This window comes from Pantoea sp. B270 (assembly GCF_018726825.1).
GTDB classification, from domain to species: Bacteria; Pseudomonadota; Gammaproteobacteria; order Enterobacterales; family Enterobacteriaceae; genus Pantoea; species Pantoea dispersa.
The window spans coordinates 957237-978541 of record NZ_JAHCSX010000001.1 but is presented as its reverse complement, the minus strand read 5'-3'; the positions used below and the strand labels follow the sequence as shown (position 1 = coordinate 978541).

The following is a 21305-nucleotide window of genomic DNA, read 5'->3' as shown; positions in this document are numbered from 1 at the left end:
CGGCCCCGCAGTGGGCTACACATGAAAAAATAGTTCGAGGGTTTTGCAATGAAAAAATTATTTGCGCTGGTGATCGCCGCTGCTATGGGTCTGTCTTCTGTAGCCTTCGCTGCTGAGACAACAACTGCTGCTCCTGCTGCTGCTGCTGCAACTACCGCTGCACCGGCTAAGCACAAAGCTGTTCACCACAAAAAAGCCGCTGCTCAGAAAGCGCAGGCTGCCAAAAAGCACAAGAAAGTAGAGAAGAAAGCACCAGCGGCTCAGAAAGCGCAGGCGGCTAAAAAGCACCACAAGAAAGCCACCAAACCAGCTGCTCAGAAAGCCCAGGCCGCTAAAAAGCACCACAAGAAAGCCACCAAGCCAGCTGCTCAGAAAGCCCAGGCTGCTAAAAAACACCACAAAGCCACCAAGCCAGCTGCACAGAAAGCTCAGGCGGCTAAAAAGCACCACAAAAAAGTAACCAAACCTGCTGCTCAGAAAGCTCAGGCTGCTAAAAAGCACCACAAAGCGAAAAAAGCTGCTAAATAAGGTTGCCTTGCGCGCCAACACCGCATTAATGATTGAAAACACCCGGTTCTGCCGGGTGTTTATTTACTGGAGTAGCGAAAAATGGTGCGTCGCTATCGCTTCGAAATTATCCTGATTGTCATGATTCTGTGCGGCATTATTGCGGCCAGCTTTTTTATCTAGTCGTTGTAGCGTGCTGATTACTCCAATATTTCTCCCTTTTTTACCGCTCACCGACTATAGTTATCGCTCAAGCGTGATGACCATAACCTCTATTTATTCTCGCCATTGAGAGAACTATGCGCCTGGCTATCCTGTTATTTGTAGGTCTTTTTAGCTTTAACCTCACAGCACATGCCGATGATGAAGACGGCCCCAGCCCGGAAGACATTAAGACCCTGTTCTTCGGCAAATATCATCGTAAAGCCATTACCGACGTCAGTGCGGCGCCGTGGGATGCCATTGGTCAGTTAGAGACGGAAAGCGGCAATTTGTGCAGTGCCACGTTGATTTCGGCCCATCTGGCGCTGACGGCCGGACACTGCTTACTGACGCCCCCGGGCAAATTTGACAAGCCGGTCGCGCTGCGCTTTATGGCGGGTGCCAAAGGCTGGCGCTACGAAATTCATGATATTGACGCGCGCGTGGAGCCTTCGCTGGCGCGGCGTCTGCAGGCGGATGGTGAAGGCTGGATCGTGCCGCCAGACGCGGCGCCTTACGATTACGGCCTGGTGATTCTGCACAATCCGCCGTCCGGTATCGTGCCGATTCCGTTGTTTGACGGTTCGCGCAGCGATTTAACCGCCGCGCTGAAAACCACCGACCGCAAAGTGACACAGGCCGGTTATCCCGCTGACCATCTGGATACGCTCTACTCGCACAGCGATTGCGTGATCACCGGCTGGGCGCAGCGTGCCGTGCTGTCGCACCAGTGCGACACCCTGCCCGGCGACAGCGGTTCACCGCTGCTGCTGAAGCGCGACGGCGAGTGGCAGCTGATTGCGGTACAGAGCTCGGCGCCGGCACCGGCCGATCGCTATCGCGCCGATAACCGCGCCATTGCCGTTACATCCTTTAAAGACAAGCTGGAAGCGCTGGCGCAATAAGTCAGCCCAGCTGCTCCATCGCCTGCAGGATACGTTTGTCGGAGATGGGATACGGCGTGCCCAGCTGCTGCGCAAAATAACTGATGCGCAGCTCCTCCAGCATCCAGCGGATCGCCTGTACCTCTTCATCGTCCTGACGCTGCGGCGGCAGCTTGTTACGCCAGCTTTGCCACGCCTGCTCTACCGCCTGCACTTTCAGCATCCGCGCCCGATCGCTGTGCGGATCGACCGGCAGCTTCTCCAGCCGGCGCTCAATACCGTGCAGATAGCGCAGTGTGTCACCCAGCCGCTGATAGCCGTTGCCGGTGACAAAACCGCGATACACCAGGCCGCTCAGCTGCGTTTTGATATCCGCCAGCGCCAGTGCCAGCGTCATGTCCACCCGCCCCTTGAGGAACTTGTTGATGTTGAACACGCTGGTGAGAATCTGCTCAACCTGGCTGGCGATGGTCACCACCGTGTCGTTCAGTTCGGCGCGTACTTTATCGCGCAGCTGCTCGAAGTTTTCCTGCTGCCACGCCGGCCCACCGGCGTCCGCCATCAGCTTATCCACGCCGCAGGCGATACAATCGTCAATCAGCTCCAGCACTTTGCCGTACGGATTAAAATAAAGTCCGAGCTTGGCTTTGTTTGGCAGCTTCTCGTGCAGATACTTGATCGGCGAAGGAATGTTCAGCAGCAATAACCGCCGCTGGCCACGCCACATCATCTTCTGCTGCTCGCGTTCACTGTCAAACAGGCGAATCGCGACGCTGTCTTTTTCATCCACCAGCGCCGGCCAGGCTTTGACCTGATAGTTGCCGCGCTTCTGCTCGTAGCTTTGCGGCAGATCGCCGAAGCTCCACAGATGCAGCCCGCGCTGTTCCAGCCCGTCATCCGCCACGTTGGACAGCGTTTCCTGCACCTTGCCCTTCAGCACCTGCTTCAGCTGATGCAGGTCTTTGCCTTCCTGCAGCTTCCGGTTGTGCTCATCCACCACGCGGAAGGTCATTTTCAGGTGATCGGGCACCTGATCCCACTGCCAGGCGTCGCGCTCAATGGTGACGCCAGACATGCGGCGGAACTCACGCTCCAGCGCATCCAGCAGCGGCTGCTCCAGCGCCGTCACGCGGCCAAGAAAGGCTTCGGCGTAATTGGGTGCCGGCACAAAGTTGCGTCGCACCGGTTTGGGCAGCGACTTGATTAGCGCGATGATCAGCTCGCGGCGCACGCCGGGGATCTGCCACTCGAAGCCGGCTTCGTCGACCTGGTTGAGCAGCGGCAGCGGGATGTGCACCGTCACACCATCCGCATCGGCCCCCGGTTCGAACTGGTAGCTGAGCTTCAGTTTCAGGTTGCCCTGATACCAGAAGTTCGGGTAATCCAGCTGGCTGACCTTCTCCGCGCCGTCTTTGATCAGCATTTGCTTATCAAAGCTCAGCAGATCCGGATTGTCCTTACTGGCCTGTTTCCACCAGCTGTCAAAGTGACGTGCTGAGACCACCTCGCTGCCAATGCGGCGATCGTAAAACGCAAACAGCGTCTCGTCATCGACTAAAATGTCGCGCCGCCGCGATTTGTGCTCCAGATCCTCGATTTCACTGCGCAGTTTCAGGTTGTTGCGGAAGAAAGCGTGACGCGTCTGCCAGTCGCCCTCCACCAGCGCATGGCGAATAAACAACTCCCGGCTGAGCTGCGGATCGATGCGGCTGTAATTGACCTTACGCGCCTGCACAATCGGCAGCCCGTACAGCGTAACTTTCTCGGTGGCCATGACTGCGCCCTGCGCTTTCTCCCAGTGCGGTTCACTGTAGCTGCGCTTCAGCAGATGCTGGGCCAGCGGTTCGATCCACTCCGGATCGATGCGCGCCGCAACGCGGCCCCACAGGCGGCTGGTTTCCACCAGTTCCGCCACCACGGTCCATTTAGGCGGCTTCTTAAACAGCCCGGAACCGGGGAAAATAGCGAAACGCGCGTTGCGTGCGCCGGTAAACTCCTGCTTTTCCGCATCTTTCTGACCGATGTGTGACAGTAAACCGGTGAGCAGCGCGCAGTGTACTTCACGGTACGGTGCCGGCTCGCTGTTGAGCGGCATGCCCAGTTCCCGCACCACCTGACGCAGCTGGGTGTAGATGTCCTGCCATTCGCGCACGCGCAGGTAATTGAGATAATCGCTTTTACACTGGCGGCGGAACTGATTGCCGGACAGCGCTTTCTGCTGTTCCTGCAGGTAGTTCCACAGATTAACGAAAGCGAGAAAGTCTGACTCTTTGTCGGCAAAACGCCGGTGTTTCTCGTCAGATGCCTGCTGTTTCTCCACCGGACGCTCGCGCGGATCCTGAATCGACAGCGCAGCGGCAATAATCATCACTTCGCGCACGCAGCCAAATTTCTGCGCTTCCAGCACCATGCGCGCCAGCCGCGGATCGACCGGCAGCTGCGCCAGGCTGCGCCCGGACGGCGTCAGTTTGTACGCACCTTCGTCGCTCAGGGTAATCGCGCCGAGCTCCTCCAGCAGGCGCACGCCGTCCTGAATGTTGCGCTTATCCGGCGCTTCGACGAACGGGAATGCGGCGATGTCGCCCAGTCCAAGCGCCGTCATCTGCAAAATCACCGACGCCAGGTTGGTACGCAGAATTTCCGGGTCGGTAAACGCCGGGCGGCTGAGGAAATCATCCTCCGAATAGAGGCGGATACAGATCCCTTCCGACACGCGGCCGCAGCGCCCTTTGCGCTGGTTAGCCGACGCCTGCGAGATCGGCTCGATCGGCAGACGCTGCACTTTGGTGCGGTAGCTGTAACGGCTGATGCGCGCGGTGCCGGGATCGATGACATATTTAATGCCCGGCACGGTGAGCGAGGTCTCAGCGACGTTGGTCGCCAGCACAATGCGGCGCCCGCTGTGCGCCTGAAACACCCGGTTCTGTTCGGCGTTGGACAGGCGCGCATAGAGCGGCAGAATCTCGGTGTGCGGTAAATCGCGCTTCATCAGCGCATCGGCGGTATCGCGAATTTCGCGCTCACCGCTCATGAAGATCAGGATATCGCCGCGCCCTTCGCTGCTCAGTTCGTCAACCGCATCGAAAATTGCCTGCAGCTGATCGCGCTCGGTGTCCTCGGCATCTTCCACCACCGGACGATAGCGCACATCGACCGGATACGTGCGGCCCGAAACCTCGATTACCGGGGCATTATTGAAGTGGCGCGAGAAGCGCTGCGGATCGATGGTCGCGGAGGTGATGATCACTTTCAGATCGGGGCGACGCGGCAGCAGCTCGCGCAGGTAACCCAGCAGGAAATCGATGTTCAGACTGCGTTCATGCGCTTCATCGATGATGATGGTGTCATACTGCAGCAGCAGACGATCCTGCTGAATTTCCGCCAGCAGAATACCGTCGGTCATCAGTTTGACCTGGGTAGTTTCGCTGACCTGATCGTTAAACCGCACCTTATAACCGACGGTGCCGCCGGGCGTGGTTTCCAGCTCTTCGGCAATGCGGTTCGCCACGGTGCGTGCCGCCAGACGACGCGGCTGCGTATGCCCAATCAGCCCTTTCACACCGCGCCCGAGCGCCAGACAGATCTTTGGCAGCTGGGTGGTTTTACCTGAGCCGGTCTCACCGGCGACAATCACTACCTGATGATCGCGAATCGCGTCGGCAATGTCCTGCTGCTTCTGGCTGACCGGCAGATTGTCCGGAAACGTAATGCGCGGCGTCGCGGCGGCGCGCTGCGCCACGCGCTGTTCCGCCGCGGCAAACACCGGCTCCAGCTCAGCCATAATTTCCTGCTGCGCAGCGGGATTTTTCACCTTTGCCGCACCGTGCAGACGACGCTGCAGCGCTTTGCGGTCGCGCAGCATCAGGTTATCGAGCCGCGACCAGAGGGGGGCCAGAGGTGACGTAACGGATGATGACATAGTGATGAATTACCTGTTGTTGCAGTGAGCCGGCATTCGCGGCTCGGCGCCGGGCAGAATTTTCCGGCGGATTCAATCGATTAATGCCCGCCATCTTAGCACAGATTGGAACATCTCACCTGACCGGACGTGCCACCTTATTCAATAATTTCGAACATAGGCCTCGAAATATTGCGCTTTTACCTGCCGGACGAACTCCGTAGAGTGTAACGCATTGAGCGGTAAGCCAACCGCGTAACGTACAGGAAAATACCATGAGCAAAGTTTTAGTTCTGAAATCAAGCATCCTTGCCGGTTACTCACAGTCTAACCAGCTGGCAGACTTCTACGCTGATGAAGCCCGCGCCAAAGGCGATGAGGTCACGGTACGCGATCTGGCTGCCCAGCCGATTCCGGTACTTGACGGTGAACTGGTTGGCGCCCTGCGTCCTTCAGACGCGCCGCTGTCGCCACGTCAGCAGGACGCGCTGGCCCTGTCCGATGAACTGATTGCTGAACTGCAGGCGCACGATACCGTGGTTATCGCCGCCCCGATGTACAACTTCAACATTCCTACTCAGCTGAAAAACTACTTTGACCTGATTGCCCGTGCCGGCGTCACCTTCCGCTACACCGAAGCAGGCCCGGAAGGACTGGTGAAAGGCAAACGTGCGGTGATCCTCTCCAGCCGTGGCGGCATTCACAAAGACACCCCGACTGATCTGCTGACTCCGTACGTGAAACTGTTCCTCGGCTTCATCGGCATCACCGACGTTGACTTCGTGTTCGCCGAAGGCATTGCCTACGGTCCGGAAGTGGCAACCAAAGCCGCCAGCGATGCCAAAGACGCCATCAAGCAAATTGTTGCTGCGTAATCATAATTAAAACAATGCTATCTGTCTTGCCGGGCCTGAGTGCCCGGCTTTTTTATGCCTGCACTGCCGTGGAAGCAGCTATTTCTGCACCCACTGGCCATTAATCCCGCGCACATATTCGCCGCTGCCGGCACGGTTAACCAGCTTCTCGCCGGCGATGCGCGCCACCTCGGCGGTGGTGAGATTATTCTGCTGCGCCACGCGCTGATACTGCTGGCTGCGGCCGTCATTGATGCGCTTAACCAGCGCCAGCGTCTCGTCATCCTGCTGACGAGCGGCGATGTAACCGCTCAGCGTTTCGCCCACGCGCCCCTGCTGGCGCGCCTGATCCAGCGTCAGCGCCCAGGCCGACGGCACCAGCAAAAGCGCCAGCAACAGCGCTATCCCCTTGCGTTTCATCGAGCCTCTCCTCAAAACAGTACGCTCTGATTCTTCAGCAGCGCTTCGACGTCTTTATCCACCTTGATGTGGATTTCATGTTCGATTTTTACGTTCATGTTGATGGTGATTGGCTCTTTGGGTGCGGCAACTTCGATGCGCGGCACACAGCCCAGCAGCGGCAGTCCCGCTGTCAGCATCAGTAATGCCTTCAGGCTCATGGTTTCGGGTCCTTGTTGGATGGCAGGGTGGCGTTTTGCTCCACCCAGGATTGCAAATTATCGCCAAAGCGCAGGCTGCGCCACAGCTGGAACAGGTTTTCCTGATGACGGTAATTAAGATTGACGGACTGGCGGCGGTTACTGAACTGGCTGGTGCCTTTCACCTCGCTTTGCAGAATCAGGTTACCGAAGTTATCCAGATCCAGCGTCGCCCACGAACGGGCAATCTCCATGTAGCGCAGCCAGTCCATCGCCGCCCCGGCGGCCACGTTATTACTGACAATCGCATCCGCCATGTCTTTGTCCATGCGGAACGTCAGCGGGCCGCTGTTGGCGATCCAGCCCTTTTCAATCAGCCAGTGCGGATTGTTCACCCACAGCGGCAATTCGCCATTCACTTTACCGGACATGGCAAACTGCTTCGGCTTGAGCGCCGTCACCAGCCGGCTGAGATCAATGTCACGCAGCGAAATCCGCGCCGGCTGATGCTGCGGTAAACGCAATGCTGGCATGCTGACGTGCCCGCCGAGCAGATCGAGATTGACGTTGCTAAGCGTCAGCGGCTGGCGCTCCTGCCACGGATAGTGGCCCTGCAGATCCGCGGTAATGTTCTGCAGCGCAAACTGGTTCTTCACTTCGGCGATGCGCAGCGATACCGGCCCGCGGCGCCCCAGCTGCCACTGATGATCTTTCAGGCGGAACGGCAGGGTAAAATCGATGCCGTTGATTTCGCTGTCCGGCATCCATACGCTGCCCTGTTTCACCGCCCAGAAACCGCCCGCCTCAAACCCCTGGCCGCTGGCGGCGGAAAAGGCCATCTGCGCGCGCAGCTCGCCAGACTGGATACGCATCTTCAGATCGCTGCTCAGCAGCGGCTGAAAGACGCTGAGCGACTGCGCCGGCCACCAGGCTTCGCCGCGCAGCCGCTCGCCGTCCCAGCGGCCATGCACGCGCAGCGGTCCGATGTCTTCAGCGGTGAGCTGACCGCGCCACAGAAAATGCCCCGGGTCGCGCCCTTTGGCATTGAAATGCAGTTCGGACGGCGGCAGCCAGCCACCGTAGCTGAAGCGCGTCTGCCCGGAACGCAGCGCAAACCCGCCGTTAAACGCCGGCTGTGCCACATCGCGCTGCCAGCGCACCGGCGCGGTCAGCGTCAGGCGCGGCTTATCCACCTGCACCATGCCGTACGCCAGCTGATCAAACCCGGTGTTCAGCGTATCGAGGCTGATCAGGGTGTCGTGCCAGCTACCGGTGCCCTTCACATCCCATTTGGCGCTAAGCGGCGCCATCACGCCTTCGCCCCAGTAACGCCAGTTCCAGCGTCCGCTGTCTGGCCAGAAGTCGCTGGCGCGCCCGTCGAGGTGCAGCCTGAAGCGACCGAAACTGGGGTCGTGCGCGTTGAGAATCGCCTGTAACCGGCCGTTGATGCCGCGCGAGGCCACGCTGACGCCGGCCAGCGGCCAGCGCGCTTCATCCACTTCCAGCGTCGAGAGTAAGCGTCCGCGCAGGCGCAGCAGTGCGCCCGGCTGCAGGCTGAGCTGCGGATCGCTGAGCATGCCATGTAATTGTCCGGGAATGGTGCCGTACAGCTGCAGGTCGGCAAACTTGCTTTCGCCGGTTAACTGGAACGGCAGTGCGCTGTCAGTCAGGCTCAGCTTGCCCGGCCCAACGCTCAGTACCAGGTTGCCTTTCCCGCCGCGTCCGGCGGTCAGTAAATTGAAGCGGCCGCGGATCTGAGTCTGTTCCAGCCCCTGCTGCCAGTCATCCAGCGTCAGCGCCACGCCGCCCGACAGCGGCTGCGACCCGAACGGCCAGCGCCAGTGACCGGCAATGATGCGGATTTGCTGCGCATCGACCTGCCACGGCAGCTGCAACAACGGCTGTGGTTCCTGTTGCTGTCGAACCACCAGTTCGCCCTGCTGCTGCTGCCAGTTGAGCGTCAGCGCCAGCGGCTGCGGCCACTGCGTCAGGTTAAGCGCACCGCTGAGCTCACCCGCCACCGGCAGGCCATCGGCAAACGTTGGCAGCGTCAGATTGCCATGCAGTTCGACCGGTTGCGGCAGTATGGGATGGCTGAGTTGCAGCTGATAAATGTGCAGCTGCTGCCCCTGCAGGCGCGCGGCGACGCGCAGGTTGTCGCCCTGATAACGCAGCTGCTGAAGGTCTTTGTCTAAGGTCAGATCGAAGCGGCCCGCATATTGCTGCCATGGCAAAATACTGAGCTGTTGCAGATGGATATCCGCGCCGGGCAGCATCTGCTGCCACTCTGCGAGGCTGCGCGGCGCATCGCGCGTGGCACTGTGCGGCAGCGCCTGCAGACAATCGCTGTTGAGCGCCACCTCGCGCGCATCAAGCTGCCAGCGCTCTTGCGTCCGGCCAAGTCCCACGTCGGCGACCTGCGCCAGCAGGCAGTCGCCGGCCAGATAGCGCACATCAGGAAACACCAGCCGGCCCTGCTGCCAGTGCGGCGCGCCGTGTAGCTCGACGCGGGTATTTTCCGGCAGCCAGATACCTGCCAGCCGCGGCAGCCAGTGCGTCAGCGTTAGCAGCAATCCCAGCAGCAGCAGTATCAGCGCCAGTAGCGCAGCAAGTAGTCGACGGAGGCCCCGCGTCATGGCTGTTAACGTTCCTGTTCTTTACCCAATCCTGACAGAGATGATGGCATGTTACGCCCGGCAAATGAAGGCGTTACCGCTTTAGTCTGGCTGAAGAACAGCAAAATGACGCGGAAAACGTTATCCTGATGTGATACCGACGTAACATTTTTCAGGAGCGAAACAATGAAAGTTGCGGTTTACAGCACCAAGCATTACGACCAGAAATACCTCGAGCACGTTAACGAAGGCTACGGATTTGAGCTGCAGTTTTTTGACTTCCTGCTGAGCGAAACCACGGCGAAAAACGCCGCTGGCTGTGATGCGGTCTGTATCTTCGTTAACGATGACGGGAGCAAAGCGGTGCTGGAGGAGCTGGCGGCGCTGGGCGTGAAATATATCGCGCTGCGCTGTGCCGGTTTCAATAACGTCGACCTCGACGCAGCCGCCGCGCTGGGACTGCAGGTGGTACGCGTGCCCGCCTATTCGCCGGAAGCGGTGGCGGAACACGCGGTAGGCCTGATGATGACGCTTAACCGCCGCATTCACCGCGCTTACCAGCGCACGCGCGATGCCAACTTCTCGCTGGACGGCCTGACCGGTTTCAACATGCATAACAAAACCGCTGGCGTGGTCGGCACCGGCAAGATTGGTGTGGCGACAATGCGCATCCTAAAAGGTTTTGGCATGCGTCTGCTGGCGTACGATCCGTACCCAAGTGACGCCGCGCTGGCGCTCGGGGCGGAATATGTTGATTTGAAAACGCTGCTGGCGGAGTCCGATGTCATCACCCTGCACTGTCCGCTGACGCCGGAAAACCACCATCTGCTCAACGCACAGGCGTTCAGCCAGATGAAAGATGGCGTGATGATTATCAATACCAGCCGCGGTGGGCTGATTGATTCACAGGCGGCGATTGAGGCGCTGAAACAGCAGAAAATCGGCTCGCTCGGCATGGACGTGTATGAGAACGAACGCGACCTGTTTTATGAAGACAAGTCGAATGACGTGATTCAGGACGACGTGTTCCGCCGCCTGTCGGCCTGTCACAACGTGTTATTTACCGGCCATCAGGCCTTTCTCACCGCCGAAGCGCTGACGGCGATTTCAGAAACCACGCTCAGTAATTTACAGCAGCTGGCGCGCGGGGAAACCTGTGCAAATCAGGTTAAGGCGTAACGCTCTGCGCCTGCGTTAGCGGGCGCAGGCACCGCCGATCAGCGCCTGTTCGTCGCAGCGCCGACCATTTGCCAGCTGACACATCCCGATGCGTGATCCGTCTAACTGACGCGAGAACGCCAGCGTGCCGCCTGCGCTGTTGCAGTTGGCTTCTGCCATGGACGACATCACAACGTGCGGCTGCACGTGCGCGGCGGTGGCCTGTTGCGGCGGTTCATTGTCGCTGTTGCTGCTGCAGGCAGAGAGTAACAGCGCTGCGCCGGCCAGCAGTAAAGTTGCGGCTTTCATCGGTCGGGCTCCGGGAGTGTGAGCGGAAAAGTCGCACCAGCATATGTCAGCAGCGGTGCGCGATCGATAGGCGACACAGCTTTTTACAAAATTTAATATCGTCGTTGGCAAGCAGAATTATCCTGATTGCAGCGTTTTGCCTCTTTTCTCTGCCTGTTCATACAAAACATCAATCAATAAGGAGGAAGGATGTTAGCCGATATGCTCATCCGCATCGCGTTAGCCGGAATACTGGGCGGACTGATTGGCCTGGAGCGCCAGATGCGCGCTAAAGAAGCGGGCCTGCGCACTCACATTCTGGTCGGCATTGGCAGCGCCATGTTCATGCTGGTGTCGAAATATGGCTTTGCCGATATGCTGACTAACGACCATGTGGCGCTGGATCCCAGCCGTATTGCGGCGCAGGTGGTCAGCGGCATGGGCTTCCTTGGCGCTGGCACCATCATCATTCAAAAGCAGATTGTGAAAGGCCTGACAACCGCCGCCGGCCTGTGGGTGACCGCCGCGATTGGCCTGGTGATCGGTAGCGGCATGTACGAAATCGGTATTTACGGCACGGTGCTGGCGCTGGTGGTACTGGAAACGTTCCGCCGTATCAGCCACTGGCTGATTGGCCGCCATCACACCCTCATCGTCCATCTCAAAGCCAAAAGCGTACCGCTGGTGTTGCTGGTACTGCAGCGCGAAAATTTGCGCTATGGCCACATCGCTGTGGTCAATCGTAACGAAGAGAGCGGGCTGTGCGAGCTGAGCGTTGAGGTGACACTGTCACGCAGATTTCCTATGCATAGCATTTATGACAAAGTGATGGAAATCAAAGGCGTGCAGTCGCTGGAAATGGTTTGACTGCGCTGGCGCTTGCGGGTTAACCGCTAAGGTGGATGGAAGATAAAAAGCCCGGCGCTGAAGGCCGGGCGGCTGGGTTAGCAGGGTTTGAGTTGTCCAATCGCCATTTCAACGGCGCGATTGGGCGCGCCGGTTAATTCCCGATAGCGCAGTTGCAGATTACGCAACTCGCTGGCCAGCACCTCTTTTTCGGTAGCGGCACCGCGCTGCGCCAGTTCCAGATAGCATTGCCCCACCAGCCGGCACGCCTCCTCAAACACCATATCGTACGTTTGCATTGTTCCTCTCCTCACCTTTAAAAACTAAAAAAAGCGCTGAATCCATCCTGTCAGCGCAGTGAGAAGAAATCTTTACCCAGATCAATAAATATGCAGTTACCGCTGGCAAAATGTGCGCAATGGTAGCCGACTGCGGCGCTGCGCGATTAGGACGGATCCTTTTTGTCGTCATCGCTGGCGCTGCTCACACCGGTAATACCTTCCAGCGCCTGCTGATTGATGACATCATCGGCGCTGTCAACCGCACGCGAAATCGTCAACAGATCCTGAAACTCGCTCAGCAGAATAGCGGCGTCCGACTTAAGCATATCGTCAGCCTCGGCTGACTCAATCACCATGTTGATGGCTTTGTTGGCGCTTTCAATAACTTCAGTGACGCCGCCTTTCTTACTGACGGCCAGTACCAGCGCACCGATCAGCAGCGACTGAGCCTCAACGCGCGCGGTCAACTGCTTGGTGGTGGCATCAATTTGTGAAATCTTCGCCAGCATGCTTAACACAACATTTTTCATCGCTTATTCCTCCCTGGGGAAGCAGGCAGTGTACCGCTTGCAAAATCCGCGACAAACTAAAAATTGTGAATAGCGCAACAGGTCTCTGACCGCGATCGCGCGGCGCACAGAGCGCATCACCGGCAAACCCATAAATCGTGCTGGAATTTGGCGCTGTAATCCGTACCATACGCCACAGACTTTTCCTGCTGACTGCGGTCAGCCGGCACCCATAAAGGCCAGCGCAGCGACCCGCAGCGTGCGCGGACACAGTTAATGCAGGCCTGAGCAGGGCCGCATCAACGCGACATCCGCAGCTGATCAGCGATCACCGAGACCGAAATTCATGTCTGAACATCAAGAAGTTAATAAAAAAGAGCAGTACAACCTGAACAAACTGCAGAAGCGCCTGCGTCGTAACGTCGGTGAAGCGATTGCGGATTTCAACATGATTGAGGAAGGCGATCGCATCATGGTGTGCCTGTCCGGCGGTAAAGACAGCTACACCATGCTGGAAATTCTGCGTAACCTGCAGCAGAGCGCGCCGGTCAATTTTTCGCTGGTGGCGGTGAATCTTGACCAGAAACAGCCGGGATTCCCGGCACACGTGCTGCCGGCTTATCTCGACACGCTGGGTGTGGAGTATCAGATCGTCAACGAAGACACTTACTCCATCGTTAAAGAAAAAATTCCGGAAGGCAAAACCACCTGCTCGCTCTGTTCACGCCTGCGTCGCGGTATTCTTTACCGTACCGCCACTGAACTGGGCTGCACCAAAATTGCCTTAGGTCACCACCGCGATGACATCCTGCAAACGCTGTTCCTTAACATGTTTTACGGCGGCAAGATGAAAGGCATGCCGCCAAAACTGATGAGCGATGACGGTAAACATATCGTGATTCGCCCGCTGGCCTACTGCCGCGAAAAAGATATCGTACGGTTTGCCGAAGCGCGCCAGTACCCTATCATTCCGTGCAATCTGTGTGGTTCACAGCCGAACCTGCAGCGCCAGGTGGTTGCTGATATGCTGCGTGACTGGGACAAGCGCTATCCGGGCCGCATTGAAACCATGTTCAGCGCCATGCAGAACATCGTGCCCTCGCATATGGCTGATATTAATCTGTTTGATTTCAAAGGCATTAAGCATGGTGATGCGGTGGTTGACGGCGGGGACATTGGTTTCGATCGCGAATCGCTGCCAGCGCAGCCGGTCGGCTGGCAGGCTGACGAGGACGATCAGCCGGACCTGAGCGCTCGCCTCGACGTGCTGGAAATTAAATAACGCGGTGACTTTGCAGCATAAAGGCGCGTCGCTCCGGCAACGCGCCTTTTTTATTAGCGGTGCGGCGGAGGATCGCTAATCGGCGGAAATTCAGGATCGTGCGGCGGCTCAGGCTCGGGGATCGGCTGCGGTTGCGGCACGGGTTCGGGAATCGGTGGCGGATCGGTCGGGATAGGTTCGCTGGCGTGAATCATGCGCATGCCGTTCTCCTGTTCGCTGAATGTCTGTTAAGCATAGGAAAGGATGCGGCAGCAAGCCAAACGGCAAAAAAAAAGCCGGCGGATAAGCCGGCGTCGTACGAATCAAATGTGCTATGCAGTAATTCAAAAAAGGAAGTAAGACAATATGGAGCGCAACGCCCATCGCTTGACGTTGCATTCACCTGCGGGAGAGAGTTTGCCCCGGTTGGGCTAAGCGCTTATTGATGTCGATCAGGTTTTTTCCGCTTTTCTCCCCTGCACCGCCACAATTACCCGTTCATGACCTGCAGATAACCCCGTAGTAACATCACAGCCAGTTGCGGCGTTTCAGCCACAGCGCGACCCCCAGCACCATCACCAGTAACAACCCGCAGAACATGGTAAAGCCGTGCGGCCAGCTGCCACCGGGAATGCCACCGAGATTGACGCCAAACAGCCCGGTGAGAAACGTGGCAGGCAGGAAAATCATCGCCATCAGCGACATGGTGTAAGTGCGCCGGTTCATGGATTCCGCCAGCAGCGAGGCCACTTCATCCGCCAGAATACCGGTACGCGCCACGCCCGCATTAAGGTCATCCAGTCCGCGCCCCAGCCGGTCCGCAACATCCTGCATGCGGCGGCGATCGTCATCGCTCATCCACGGCAGTTTCTCGCTTGCCAGCCGCGCATAGACATCACGCTGCGGCGCCATATAGCGGCGCATCACGATCAGCTGTTTGCGCAGCAGCGCCAGCTCTCCGCGCGCCGGGACCTGCTGATCCATTAGCGCATCTTCCAGCGCGATAATTTTATCGTGCATCTCTTCAATGAATTCGCTAGCGTGATCGGTGAGCGCATCGCAGACGTCCACCAGCCAGCTGCCACCGTCCACCGGGCCGTTGCCGTTTTGCAGATCGGTCAGCACTTCATCGATGGCATAAACTTTGCGACGGCGGGTAGAAACAATCAGCTTGTCATTGATAAATACGCGCATCGCCACCAGCTGGTCCGGGCGCGAATCGGCATTATGATTCACGCTGCGCAGCACGATCATAAAGCCGTCACCGAGGCGCGTCACGCGCGGTCGCATGCTGTCACCGGCCAGCGCATCCCGCACCGCATCAGGGATCAGCGGCGTGTGCTGCAACCAGTCGGCGCTTTGCCGCTGGGTGTAGTTCAGATGCAGCCAGCAGTGACGCTCGCAGTTGATGACATCTTTATCTTCAATGGCGATAACGCCACCCTTGCCGTCGAACTGGCAGGCGACAATCGCATCCGACACCTGCAGCGCTTTTCCTTCAATGACGTTCACGTACTCGCCTCACTAGCAAAAACAATACGATACAGTCTAGCGCGGCGCGGGACAGTTGCAATTACCAGGGTGTGAGTAAAAATGACAGCGCAACCGGGTCGTTCACCGCCCTCCGTGGCGGTTCAGCGTCAGTGTTTCTCAATCCACAATTCCCGGCTGTAGGCAACGTCTTCCGGATTGGTGATGGGATAGCCCTTAACCCACGGCTTGATCAGCCGCCCGTTGGTGTACTGGTAGATCGGCGCAATCGGCGCCTGGTCAGCGATGATCTGCTCGGCTTTGTTGTAATCGGCATTGCGCGCCGCCACGCTGGTTTCATTGCTGGCTTTACTGAGCACCGCATCATATTCCGCGTTACTGAAGCGGGAAATATTGCCGCTGTGGCTGGCGGTCAGCAGGCTGAGGAAGGTCGACGGCTCATTGTAATCGCCCACCCACGAAGCGCGAATCACATCGAAATTACCGCTGTTGCGGCTGTCGATATAGGTTTTCCACTCCTGGTTCTGCAATGTCACGTCAACGCCGAGATTCTTTTTCCACATCGAGGCCACCGCAATCGCAATTTTCTGGTGACTTTCAGAGGTGTTATACAGCAGCGTCAGGTGCAGCGGTTTAGCCGGGCCGTAACCGGCGGCGGTCAGCAGGGCTTTGGCCTGCGCATTCAGTTCCTGCTGGCTGTGCTGCTGCAGATAGCTCTGCTGCGGCGTGAAGCCGGCGGTGACGTCCGGTGTGAAGTGCCATGCCGGTTTCTCGCCGGTGCCCAGCACTTTTTCCGCGATGATGCGGCGGTCAATGCTCCATGACAGCGCCTTACGCACCCGCACATCCGCCGTCGGCCCTTTCTGCGTATTAAACGCGTAATAGTAGGTGCCAAGCTGATCCGGCGTATACACCTGCCCCGGCAGCTCTTTTTTTAGCAGGCCGTACATATTTTTCGGGAAGGATTCCGTGATATCGATATCCCCGGCGCGGTAACGCTTGGTGGCGCTGGATTCTTCATTGATGGGAATGAAGGTCACTTTAGTCAGCACCGAATGGGCGTTATCCCAGTAGTGCGGGTTGCGCACCAGCACAATCTTTTCGTTAACCACACGCTCCTGCAATTGATAAGCGCCGTTGCCCACCAGTTTACCCGGCGCAGTCCAGCCATCGCCGTTTTGCGCGATGACCTTTTGCGGCACCGGGAACATGGCCACGTTAGCCACCATGCTGGGGAACCACGGTAGCGGACGTGACAATGTCACCTTGAGGTGCGTTTCATCGGTAGCCACGACGCCCAGCTTGTCCGGGCTCATCTGCCCTTTGGTGATGGCTTCAGCATTATCAATGCCGCTCAGCGCAGCAAACCAGGCGAAAGGCGAACTGTTTTTAGGATCGACCAGACGTTGCCAGCTATAGACAAAATCCTGTGCGGTCACCGGCTGGCCATTAGACCAGCGTGCGTCTTTGCGCAGCGTAAACAGCCAGGTTTTGTTGTCGTTGCTGCTCCAGCTCTGCGCAACGCCCGGCACGATTTTGCCCTGCGCGTCCTGGTTAGTCAGCCCTTCAAACAGATCGCGTAGCACCTGAATCTCCGGCAGACCGACCGCTTTGAGCGGATCAAGCGAGGCCGGTTCATCTTTGATATGGCGCACGATTTCCTGGCTGCTGGCCAGTTGCGCCCCGGCAGGCACACTGGCGGCATAGGCGGATGAGAGAGCGCTGCTGATGATGAGCGCGGCCAGCGTGGTGCGGAAAGTTAGTTTCATCACGACTCCTTGACCCGAAAAAAGGGCGACGGCCAAACCAATGCGTCGCCAGCAACTTTTCGCACTTTATCGCAAATCGCTGATTGATAAATAGCTATTTCCCCGTCTGCTGTTTACCGTTATGTTGAGGCTGGATGGCAGCTCACAATTTTTGCGGCTGAACGCGATGCATGACAGAGAGGAAGGTTATGTCGACACACCACCCGCGCCCGCTACGCGGTAAGCTGGACGCCGTCTGGCAACAGTATGGACAATCGGTGCTGGGTGCGCCGCTGCTGTGGTTTCCAGCACCGGCGGCCGACGAGGACAGCGGACTGATTATCGCCGGCACCCACGGCGATGAAAACGCGGCGGTGGCCACGCTCTCTGCCGCCATGCGCACGCTGCCGGACACGCTGCGGCGTCATCATGTGATTCTGGCGGTCAATCCGGATGGCTGCCAGCTCGGGCTGCGCGCCAATGTCAACGGTATCGATCTCAACCGCAACTTCCCTGCCGCCAACTGGCAAGCGGGCGATACCGTCTATCGCTGGAACAGCGTGGCCGACGCGCGCGATGTGCTACTCTCAACCGGAAACGCACCAGCGTCAGAGCCGGAAACCGCCGCACTGTGCCAGCTGATTCATCGTATCCGACCGCGCTGGGTCGTCTCCTGGCACGAACCGCTGGCCTGTATTGATGATCCGCACCACAGCCCGCTGGCCAGCTGGCTGGCGGAACAAACCGGTCTGCCGGTGGTGAGTAGCGTCGGCTACGCCACGCCGGGCTCGTTTGGCAGCTGGTGCGCCGATCTCAGTCTGCCCTGCATCACCGCCGAAATGCCCGCCATCTCGGTGGACGAAGCCACCGAGGTGTATCTTGATGCGATGATCAACCTGCTGCGCTGGCAGCCGTCGTCTTAAGCACGCCGTGCGAGAAGTGCAGCGACGGTTCCACATCGGCCGCCAGCCACGTCGGACCGTCGAGGTCAGCAAACGTGGCCTGCGGCGTTAACGGTAGCGCGGCGCGAATGGCGCGTGAGGTACACAACATACAGCCCAGCATGATGGCAAATCCCTGCGCGCGCGCGGCCGTGGCCAGCGCCAGCGCTTCGGTCAGCCCACCGGTTTTATCCAGTTTGATATTCACCATGTCGTAGCGCCCGTGCAGGGCTGCCAGACTGTCGCGCGTGTGGCAGCTCTCATCCGCACAGATCGGTAGCGGATGGATAAAATGGGCCAGCGCCGCATCCTGCACGGCAGGCAGCGGCTGCTCCAGCATTGCCACCTGCAAATCCGCCAGCAGCTGGCAGCGCGCCGCCAGCCCTTCTGCCTGCCAGGATTCATTGGCATCGACGATCAGCGTGGCGTCCGGCACCGCACTGCGGATCGCCACCAGCCGTTCGCTGATCAGATGGTTATCCAGCTTAATTTTCAGCAGGCGCGCGCCGTGCTGCCACAGCGCCAGCGCGCTGCTGGCCATCGCTTCTGGCGTATCGATGCTGACGGTATGCGCCGTGACGATCTCCTGTGCCGGCACCGCCTCACACAGCGCCGCCAGGCTGGTGCGCTGCTGCTGGCGCTCCAGATCCCACAGCGCGCAATCAATCGCGTTGCGCGCGGCACCGGCCGGCAACGCCTGTTGCAGCGCTGCCCGCGTCATGCCGTTTTGTAACGCACCAAGCTGTGAAGCAATCTGCTGCAGCACCGAAGCCTCACTTTCGCCATAGCGCGCATAGGGCGTGGCCTCGCCAATCCCTTTGAGGCCATCCTGCTCAATCTCCACCACCACCACGTGCGCCTCGGTGCGGCTGCCGCGCGAAATCACAAATGGCGAGTGCAGCGGCCAGGCTTCCGGATAACTTTTCACTGTTCTCATACTGACTCCTCAAATCCATGACGTCATAACGTGCTGGTGCAGCTCCACGTTGAATTAGGCTCGTAAACCCTTAAAATTTATGTCATAAACAAACGCTATACCTGTTCTGGTGGGGTTAACGCCAGATTTTTCATCGTTAAAAGGAAATTGTATGTCGCAGAATGTTCACTTTCAGGGCAATCCGGTGCCGGTTGCCGGCCACTTCCCGCAGGCTGGCGAGCAGGCAAAACCGTTCAACCTGGTAGCGAAAGATCTCAGTGATGTGTCCCTTTCTCAGTATGCAGGCAAACGCAAAGTTCTGAACATTTTCCCAAGCATTGATACCGGCGTGTGCGCCGCGTCGGTGCGCAAATTCAACGAGCGTTCTGGCGAAGCTGACAACACCGTGGTGCTGTGCATCTCTGCCGATCTGCCTTTTGCGCAATCGCGCTTCTGCGGCGCCGAGAACGTCAATAACGTAGTGACGCTGTCTACGCTGCGCGGTGCAGAATTCATTGAAGGTTACGGCGTTGCCATCGCCGATGGCCCGCTGAAAGGCCTGACCGCCCGCGCCGTGGTGGTGCTGGATGAGAACGATAAGGTGCTGTACAGCGAGCTGGTGAATGAAATCACCGAAGAGCCGAACTATGAAGCGGCACTGGCAGCGCTGAAGTAAGGTTACTGCTGATAAAAAAGCCGTCTGTCACAGACGGCTTGTTCATGCAGAACGCGGATTATTCGCCTTCGCTGCGTTTCTGACCAAGGCCATATTCGCGCAGCTTGTTGGCAATCGCGGTGTGTGACACCCCAAGGCGTTTCGCCAGTTTACGCGTGCTGGGATACGACAGATAGAGACGAGTCAGCACTGAACGCTCAAAACGGCTGGTAATTTCATCCAGCGACCCTTCCATTGCCTCTTCGCCCAGCGACACATCCAGCGCCTGCTCCGGCAGCACGATATCCTGCGGACGCAGTTCATAACCTTCCAGCTGCGTGAGCGCGCGATACAGCGCATTTTTCAACTGGCGCACGTTGCCCGGCCAGTTATAGCGCGTCAGGAACGGCGTCAGCTGCGGTGACAAACGCGGGCGCGGCAGTCCCTGCTCATCGGCGAAGCGCGCCACAAACATTTCGGTGAGCGGCAGAATATCCAGCGGACGTTCGCGCAGCGGCGGCAGATTCAGCGTCAGCACATTCAGACGATAGAACAGGTCTTCGCGGAACTCACCGCGCTGCACCAGCTCAATCAGATTCTTTTGCGTGGCGCAGATCACGCGCACATCCACATGCACTTCATGATCCTCGCCGACGCGGCGGAAGGTGCCATCGTTCAGGAAGCGCAGCAGTTTGGTCTGCATGCGCGGCGACATCTCGCCGATTTCATCCAGCAGCACCGAGCCGCCGTTCGCCTGCTCAAAAAAGCCCTTCTTGCCTTCCAGCGCGTTGGGATACGCGCCCGCCGCGTGACCAAACAGCTCGCTCTCAGCGACGTCATCCGGGATCGAGCCGCAGTTGAGCGCCAGGAACGGTTTTTTGCCGCGCGCGCTGCGCAGATGGCAGGCGCGCGCCAGCATATCTTTACCGGTGCCGGTGTCGCCGACAATCAGCAGCGGCGCATCGTGCATCGCCAGCTTGCGCGCCTGGTCGATCACCTGACGCATTTTCGGCGTCACCGCCACGATGTGCTCGAATTCGGAGTCATCTGTGACGCTGAGGTTCTGCAACTGCCGCCCCATGCGCGCGGTGGATTTCAGGGTGATCATCGCGCCTACCGGCTGGTCGTTCTGCTCATCTTCCTGCGCCAGATAGATCGGGCGCGCTTCCATGAGGAAATCACGCCCCTGGATCACCACATGCTGCGCCTGCGCGTCAACACGTTCACTCTCCAGCCAGCGCTGGAAATTAAAGCCGGCAATCAGCGTGCCGGCGTTCTGATTACGGATCTTCTGTTCGTCGAGGTTAAACAGGTTCTGCGCCGCCGGATTCGCCAGTTCGACTTTACCTTTCAGGTCGAGGGAGAACACCGGCTCGGGCATCGCCACCAGCAGCGCGCTCAGCGCGCGATGTTCACGTTCAGACGGCATGAAAGACACGGTGCGAACATCTGTCACGCCCGGTGTACGGCGAATCTCCGCCATCAGGTTGCTGAATGCGTCAAATTCCAGCGCAGAAAAGTTGAGGTAGATGCGGCCCAGCGAGGCAATTTCAATGCCGCGCAGGTCAATATTACGGGCAACCAGCAGGTCGAGTAGCTCGCGCGCCAGACCGATACGGTCCTGGCAGAAAACTTCCAAACGCATTGCGATGA

Annotated in this window: 20 protein-coding genes; 8 read left to right on the top strand and 12 right to left on the bottom strand. The window is 58.5% G+C overall.

The genetic code is table 11. The features are described 5' to 3' along the window. The first annotated feature begins 48 nt into the window (after positions 1-48). Both asr and KOL70_RS04780 read left to right on the top strand, forming a co-directional pair. On the top strand, positions 49-528 hold the full coding sequence (gene asr / locus KOL70_RS04785) for an acid resistance repetitive basic protein Asr (RefSeq protein WP_215480287.1): 480 nt from the start codon (positions 49-51) through the stop codon (positions 526-528). A gap of 278 nt (positions 529-806) precedes the next feature. Further along, on the top strand, positions 807-1613 hold the full coding sequence (locus KOL70_RS04780; protein WP_215480286.1) for a serine protease: 807 nt from the start codon (positions 807-809) through the stop codon (positions 1611-1613). A gap of 1 nt (position 1614) precedes the next feature. Here KOL70_RS04780 and hrpA read toward each other — a convergent pair whose 3' ends face one another. Then, a complete protein-coding gene (hrpA, locus tag KOL70_RS04775) occupies positions 1615-5511 on the bottom strand; it encodes an ATP-dependent RNA helicase HrpA (RefSeq protein WP_215480285.1) in 3897 nt (1298 codons plus the stop codon). Positions 5512-5765: 254 nt separating this feature from the next. Between hrpA and azoR the strand changes: the two genes are divergently transcribed. Next, complete coding sequence (gene azoR / locus KOL70_RS04770) at positions 5766-6365, top strand: FMN-dependent NADH-azoreductase (RefSeq protein ID WP_021506120.1); 600 nt, start codon at positions 5766-5768, stop codon at positions 6363-6365. A gap of 78 nt (positions 6366-6443) precedes the next feature. Here azoR and KOL70_RS04765 read toward each other — a convergent pair whose 3' ends face one another. From KOL70_RS04765 to KOL70_RS04755, 3 genes are read right to left on the bottom strand one after another with little or no spacing between them, the layout of a single operon-like run. Then, positions 6444-6764 (bottom strand): YdbL family protein, encoded by a 321-nt coding sequence (locus KOL70_RS04765; protein WP_132462597.1) that lies wholly within the window; start codon positions 6762-6764, stop codon positions 6444-6446. A gap of 11 nt (positions 6765-6775) precedes the next feature. Further along, positions 6776-6964 (bottom strand): YnbE family lipoprotein, encoded by a 189-nt coding sequence (locus tag KOL70_RS04760; protein ID WP_215480284.1) that lies wholly within the window; start codon positions 6962-6964, stop codon positions 6776-6778. Beyond that, a complete protein-coding gene (locus KOL70_RS04755; RefSeq protein WP_215480283.1) occupies positions 6961-9579 on the bottom strand; it encodes a YdbH family protein in 2619 nt (872 codons plus the stop codon). The genes KOL70_RS04760 and KOL70_RS04755 overlap by 4 nt, the downstream gene beginning before the upstream one ends. A gap of 165 nt (positions 9580-9744) precedes the next feature. On the opposite strand from KOL70_RS04755, the gene KOL70_RS04750 reads away from it, so the two are divergent. After that, positions 9745-10737: a 2-hydroxyacid dehydrogenase gene (locus KOL70_RS04750; RefSeq protein ID WP_215480282.1), complete on the top strand. Its 993-nt coding sequence runs from the start codon at positions 9745-9747 to the stop codon at positions 10735-10737. Between the two features lie 15 nt (positions 10738-10752). On the opposite strand, the gene KOL70_RS04745 is transcribed toward KOL70_RS04750, so the two are convergent. Continuing rightward, positions 10753-11025 carry a DUF333 domain-containing protein gene (locus KOL70_RS04745; protein WP_021506124.1) on the bottom strand — a complete coding sequence of 91 codons (273 nt, stop codon included), beginning with the start codon at positions 11023-11025 and terminating at the stop codon, positions 10753-10755. A gap of 189 nt (positions 11026-11214) precedes the next feature. Here KOL70_RS04745 and KOL70_RS04740 point away from each other — a divergent pair, with 189 nt between their 5' ends. Next, positions 11215-11871, top strand: a complete 657-nt coding sequence (locus tag KOL70_RS04740; protein ID WP_021506125.1) for an MgtC/SapB family protein — start codon at positions 11215-11217, stop codon at positions 11869-11871. A 77-nt stretch (positions 11872-11948) separates the two neighbouring features. Here KOL70_RS04740 and KOL70_RS04735 read toward each other — a convergent pair whose 3' ends face one another. Beyond that, on the bottom strand, positions 11949-12149 hold the full coding sequence (locus KOL70_RS04735) for a DUF2767 family protein (protein ID WP_010618426.1): 201 nt from the start codon (positions 12147-12149) through the stop codon (positions 11949-11951). A 146-nt stretch (positions 12150-12295) separates the two neighbouring features. Further along, positions 12296-12661 carry an anti-adapter protein IraP gene (gene iraP, locus KOL70_RS04730; RefSeq protein WP_010618425.1) on the bottom strand — a complete coding sequence of 122 codons (366 nt, stop codon included), beginning with the start codon at positions 12659-12661 and terminating at the stop codon, positions 12296-12298. Between the two features lie 325 nt (positions 12662-12986). On the opposite strand from iraP, the gene ttcA reads away from it, so the two are divergent. Further along, positions 12987-13922, top strand: coding sequence for a tRNA 2-thiocytidine(32) synthetase TtcA (ttcA, locus tag KOL70_RS04725; protein WP_021506126.1), 936 nt, complete (start codon positions 12987-12989; stop codon positions 13920-13922). Positions 13923-13975: 53 nt separating this feature from the next. Here ttcA and KOL70_RS04720 read toward each other — a convergent pair whose 3' ends face one another. From KOL70_RS04720 to KOL70_RS04710, 3 genes are all read right to left on the bottom strand, one after another. Further along, positions 13976-14122 carry a hypothetical protein gene (locus tag KOL70_RS04720; protein WP_021506127.1) on the bottom strand — a complete coding sequence of 49 codons (147 nt, stop codon included), beginning with the start codon at positions 14120-14122 and terminating at the stop codon, positions 13976-13978. Between the two features lie 307 nt (positions 14123-14429). Continuing rightward, positions 14430-15413: a zinc transporter ZntB gene (zntB, locus tag KOL70_RS04715; protein WP_021506128.1), complete on the bottom strand. Its 984-nt coding sequence runs from the start codon at positions 15411-15413 to the stop codon at positions 14430-14432. Positions 15414-15541: 128 nt separating this feature from the next. Further along, complete coding sequence (locus KOL70_RS04710; protein ID WP_215480281.1) at positions 15542-17161, bottom strand: ABC transporter substrate-binding protein; 1620 nt, start codon at positions 17159-17161, stop codon at positions 15542-15544. 188 nt (positions 17162-17349) lie between these two features. On the opposite strand from KOL70_RS04710, the gene mpaA reads away from it, so the two are divergent. Then, entirely contained in the window at positions 17350-18063 is a 714-nt protein-coding gene (mpaA, locus tag KOL70_RS04705) for a murein tripeptide amidase MpaA (protein ID WP_215480280.1), read from the top strand. Here the strand turns inward: mpaA and ycjG are convergent. Next, complete coding sequence (ycjG, locus tag KOL70_RS04700) at positions 18032-19018, bottom strand: L-Ala-D/L-Glu epimerase (RefSeq protein WP_215480279.1); 987 nt, start codon at positions 19016-19018, stop codon at positions 18032-18034. The genes mpaA and ycjG overlap by 32 nt on opposite strands. A gap of 151 nt (positions 19019-19169) precedes the next feature. Here ycjG and tpx point away from each other — a divergent pair, with 151 nt between their 5' ends. Next, complete coding sequence (gene tpx, locus KOL70_RS04695) at positions 19170-19673, top strand: thiol peroxidase (protein WP_021506132.1); 504 nt, start codon at positions 19170-19172, stop codon at positions 19671-19673. A gap of 58 nt (positions 19674-19731) precedes the next feature. On the opposite strand, the gene tyrR is transcribed toward tpx, so the two are convergent. Next, entirely contained in the window at positions 19732-21297 is a 1566-nt protein-coding gene (gene tyrR, locus KOL70_RS04690) for a transcriptional regulator TyrR (protein ID WP_215480278.1), read from the bottom strand. Positions 21298-21305: the final 8 nt, after the last annotated feature.

Bases quoted from the DNA above. Each gene is read 5' to 3' on its own strand.
- asr (WP_215480287.1), top strand. From the start codon at position 49: ATGAAAAAATTATTTGCGCTGGTGATCGCCGCTGCTATGGGTCTGTCT.
- KOL70_RS04780 (WP_215480286.1), top strand. From the start codon at position 807: ATGCGCCTGGCTATCCTGTTATTTGTAGGTCTTTTTAGCTTTAACCTC.
- hrpA (WP_215480285.1), bottom strand. From the start codon at position 5,511: ATGTCATCATCCGTTACGTCACCTCTGGCCCCCCTCTGGTCGCGGCTC.
- azoR (WP_021506120.1), top strand. From the start codon at position 5,766: ATGAGCAAAGTTTTAGTTCTGAAATCAAGCATCCTTGCCGGTTACTCA.
- KOL70_RS04765 (WP_132462597.1), bottom strand. From the start codon at position 6,764: ATGAAACGCAAGGGGATAGCGCTGTTGCTGGCGCTTTTGCTGGTGCCG.
- KOL70_RS04760 (WP_215480284.1), bottom strand. From the start codon at position 6,964: ATGAGCCTGAAGGCATTACTGATGCTGACAGCGGGACTGCCGCTGCTG.
- KOL70_RS04755 (WP_215480283.1), bottom strand. From the start codon at position 9,579: ATGACGCGGGGCCTCCGTCGACTACTTGCTGCGCTACTGGCGCTGATA.
- KOL70_RS04750 (WP_215480282.1), top strand. From the start codon at position 9,745: ATGAAAGTTGCGGTTTACAGCACCAAGCATTACGACCAGAAATACCTC.
- KOL70_RS04745 (WP_021506124.1), bottom strand. From the start codon at position 11,025: ATGAAAGCCGCAACTTTACTGCTGGCCGGCGCAGCGCTGTTACTCTCT.
- KOL70_RS04740 (WP_021506125.1), top strand. From the start codon at position 11,215: ATGTTAGCCGATATGCTCATCCGCATCGCGTTAGCCGGAATACTGGGC.
- KOL70_RS04735 (WP_010618426.1), bottom strand. From the start codon at position 12,149: ATGCAAACGTACGATATGGTGTTTGAGGAGGCGTGCCGGCTGGTGGGG.
- iraP (WP_010618425.1), bottom strand. From the start codon at position 12,661: ATGAAAAATGTTGTGTTAAGCATGCTGGCGAAGATTTCACAAATTGAT.
- ttcA (WP_021506126.1), top strand. From the start codon at position 12,987: ATGTCTGAACATCAAGAAGTTAATAAAAAAGAGCAGTACAACCTGAAC.
- KOL70_RS04720 (WP_021506127.1), bottom strand. From the start codon at position 14,122: ATGCGCATGATTCACGCCAGCGAACCTATCCCGACCGATCCGCCACCG.
- KOL70_RS04710 (WP_215480281.1), bottom strand. From the start codon at position 17,161: ATGAAACTAACTTTCCGCACCACGCTGGCCGCGCTCATCATCAGCAGC.
- mpaA (WP_215480280.1), top strand. From the start codon at position 17,350: ATGTCGACACACCACCCGCGCCCGCTACGCGGTAAGCTGGACGCCGTC.
- ycjG (WP_215480279.1), bottom strand. From the start codon at position 19,018: ATGAGAACAGTGAAAAGTTATCCGGAAGCCTGGCCGCTGCACTCGCCA.
- tpx (WP_021506132.1), top strand. From the start codon at position 19,170: ATGTCGCAGAATGTTCACTTTCAGGGCAATCCGGTGCCGGTTGCCGGC.
- tyrR (WP_215480278.1), bottom strand. From the start codon at position 21,297: ATGCGTTTGGAAGTTTTCTGCCAGGACCGTATCGGTCTGGCGCGCGAG.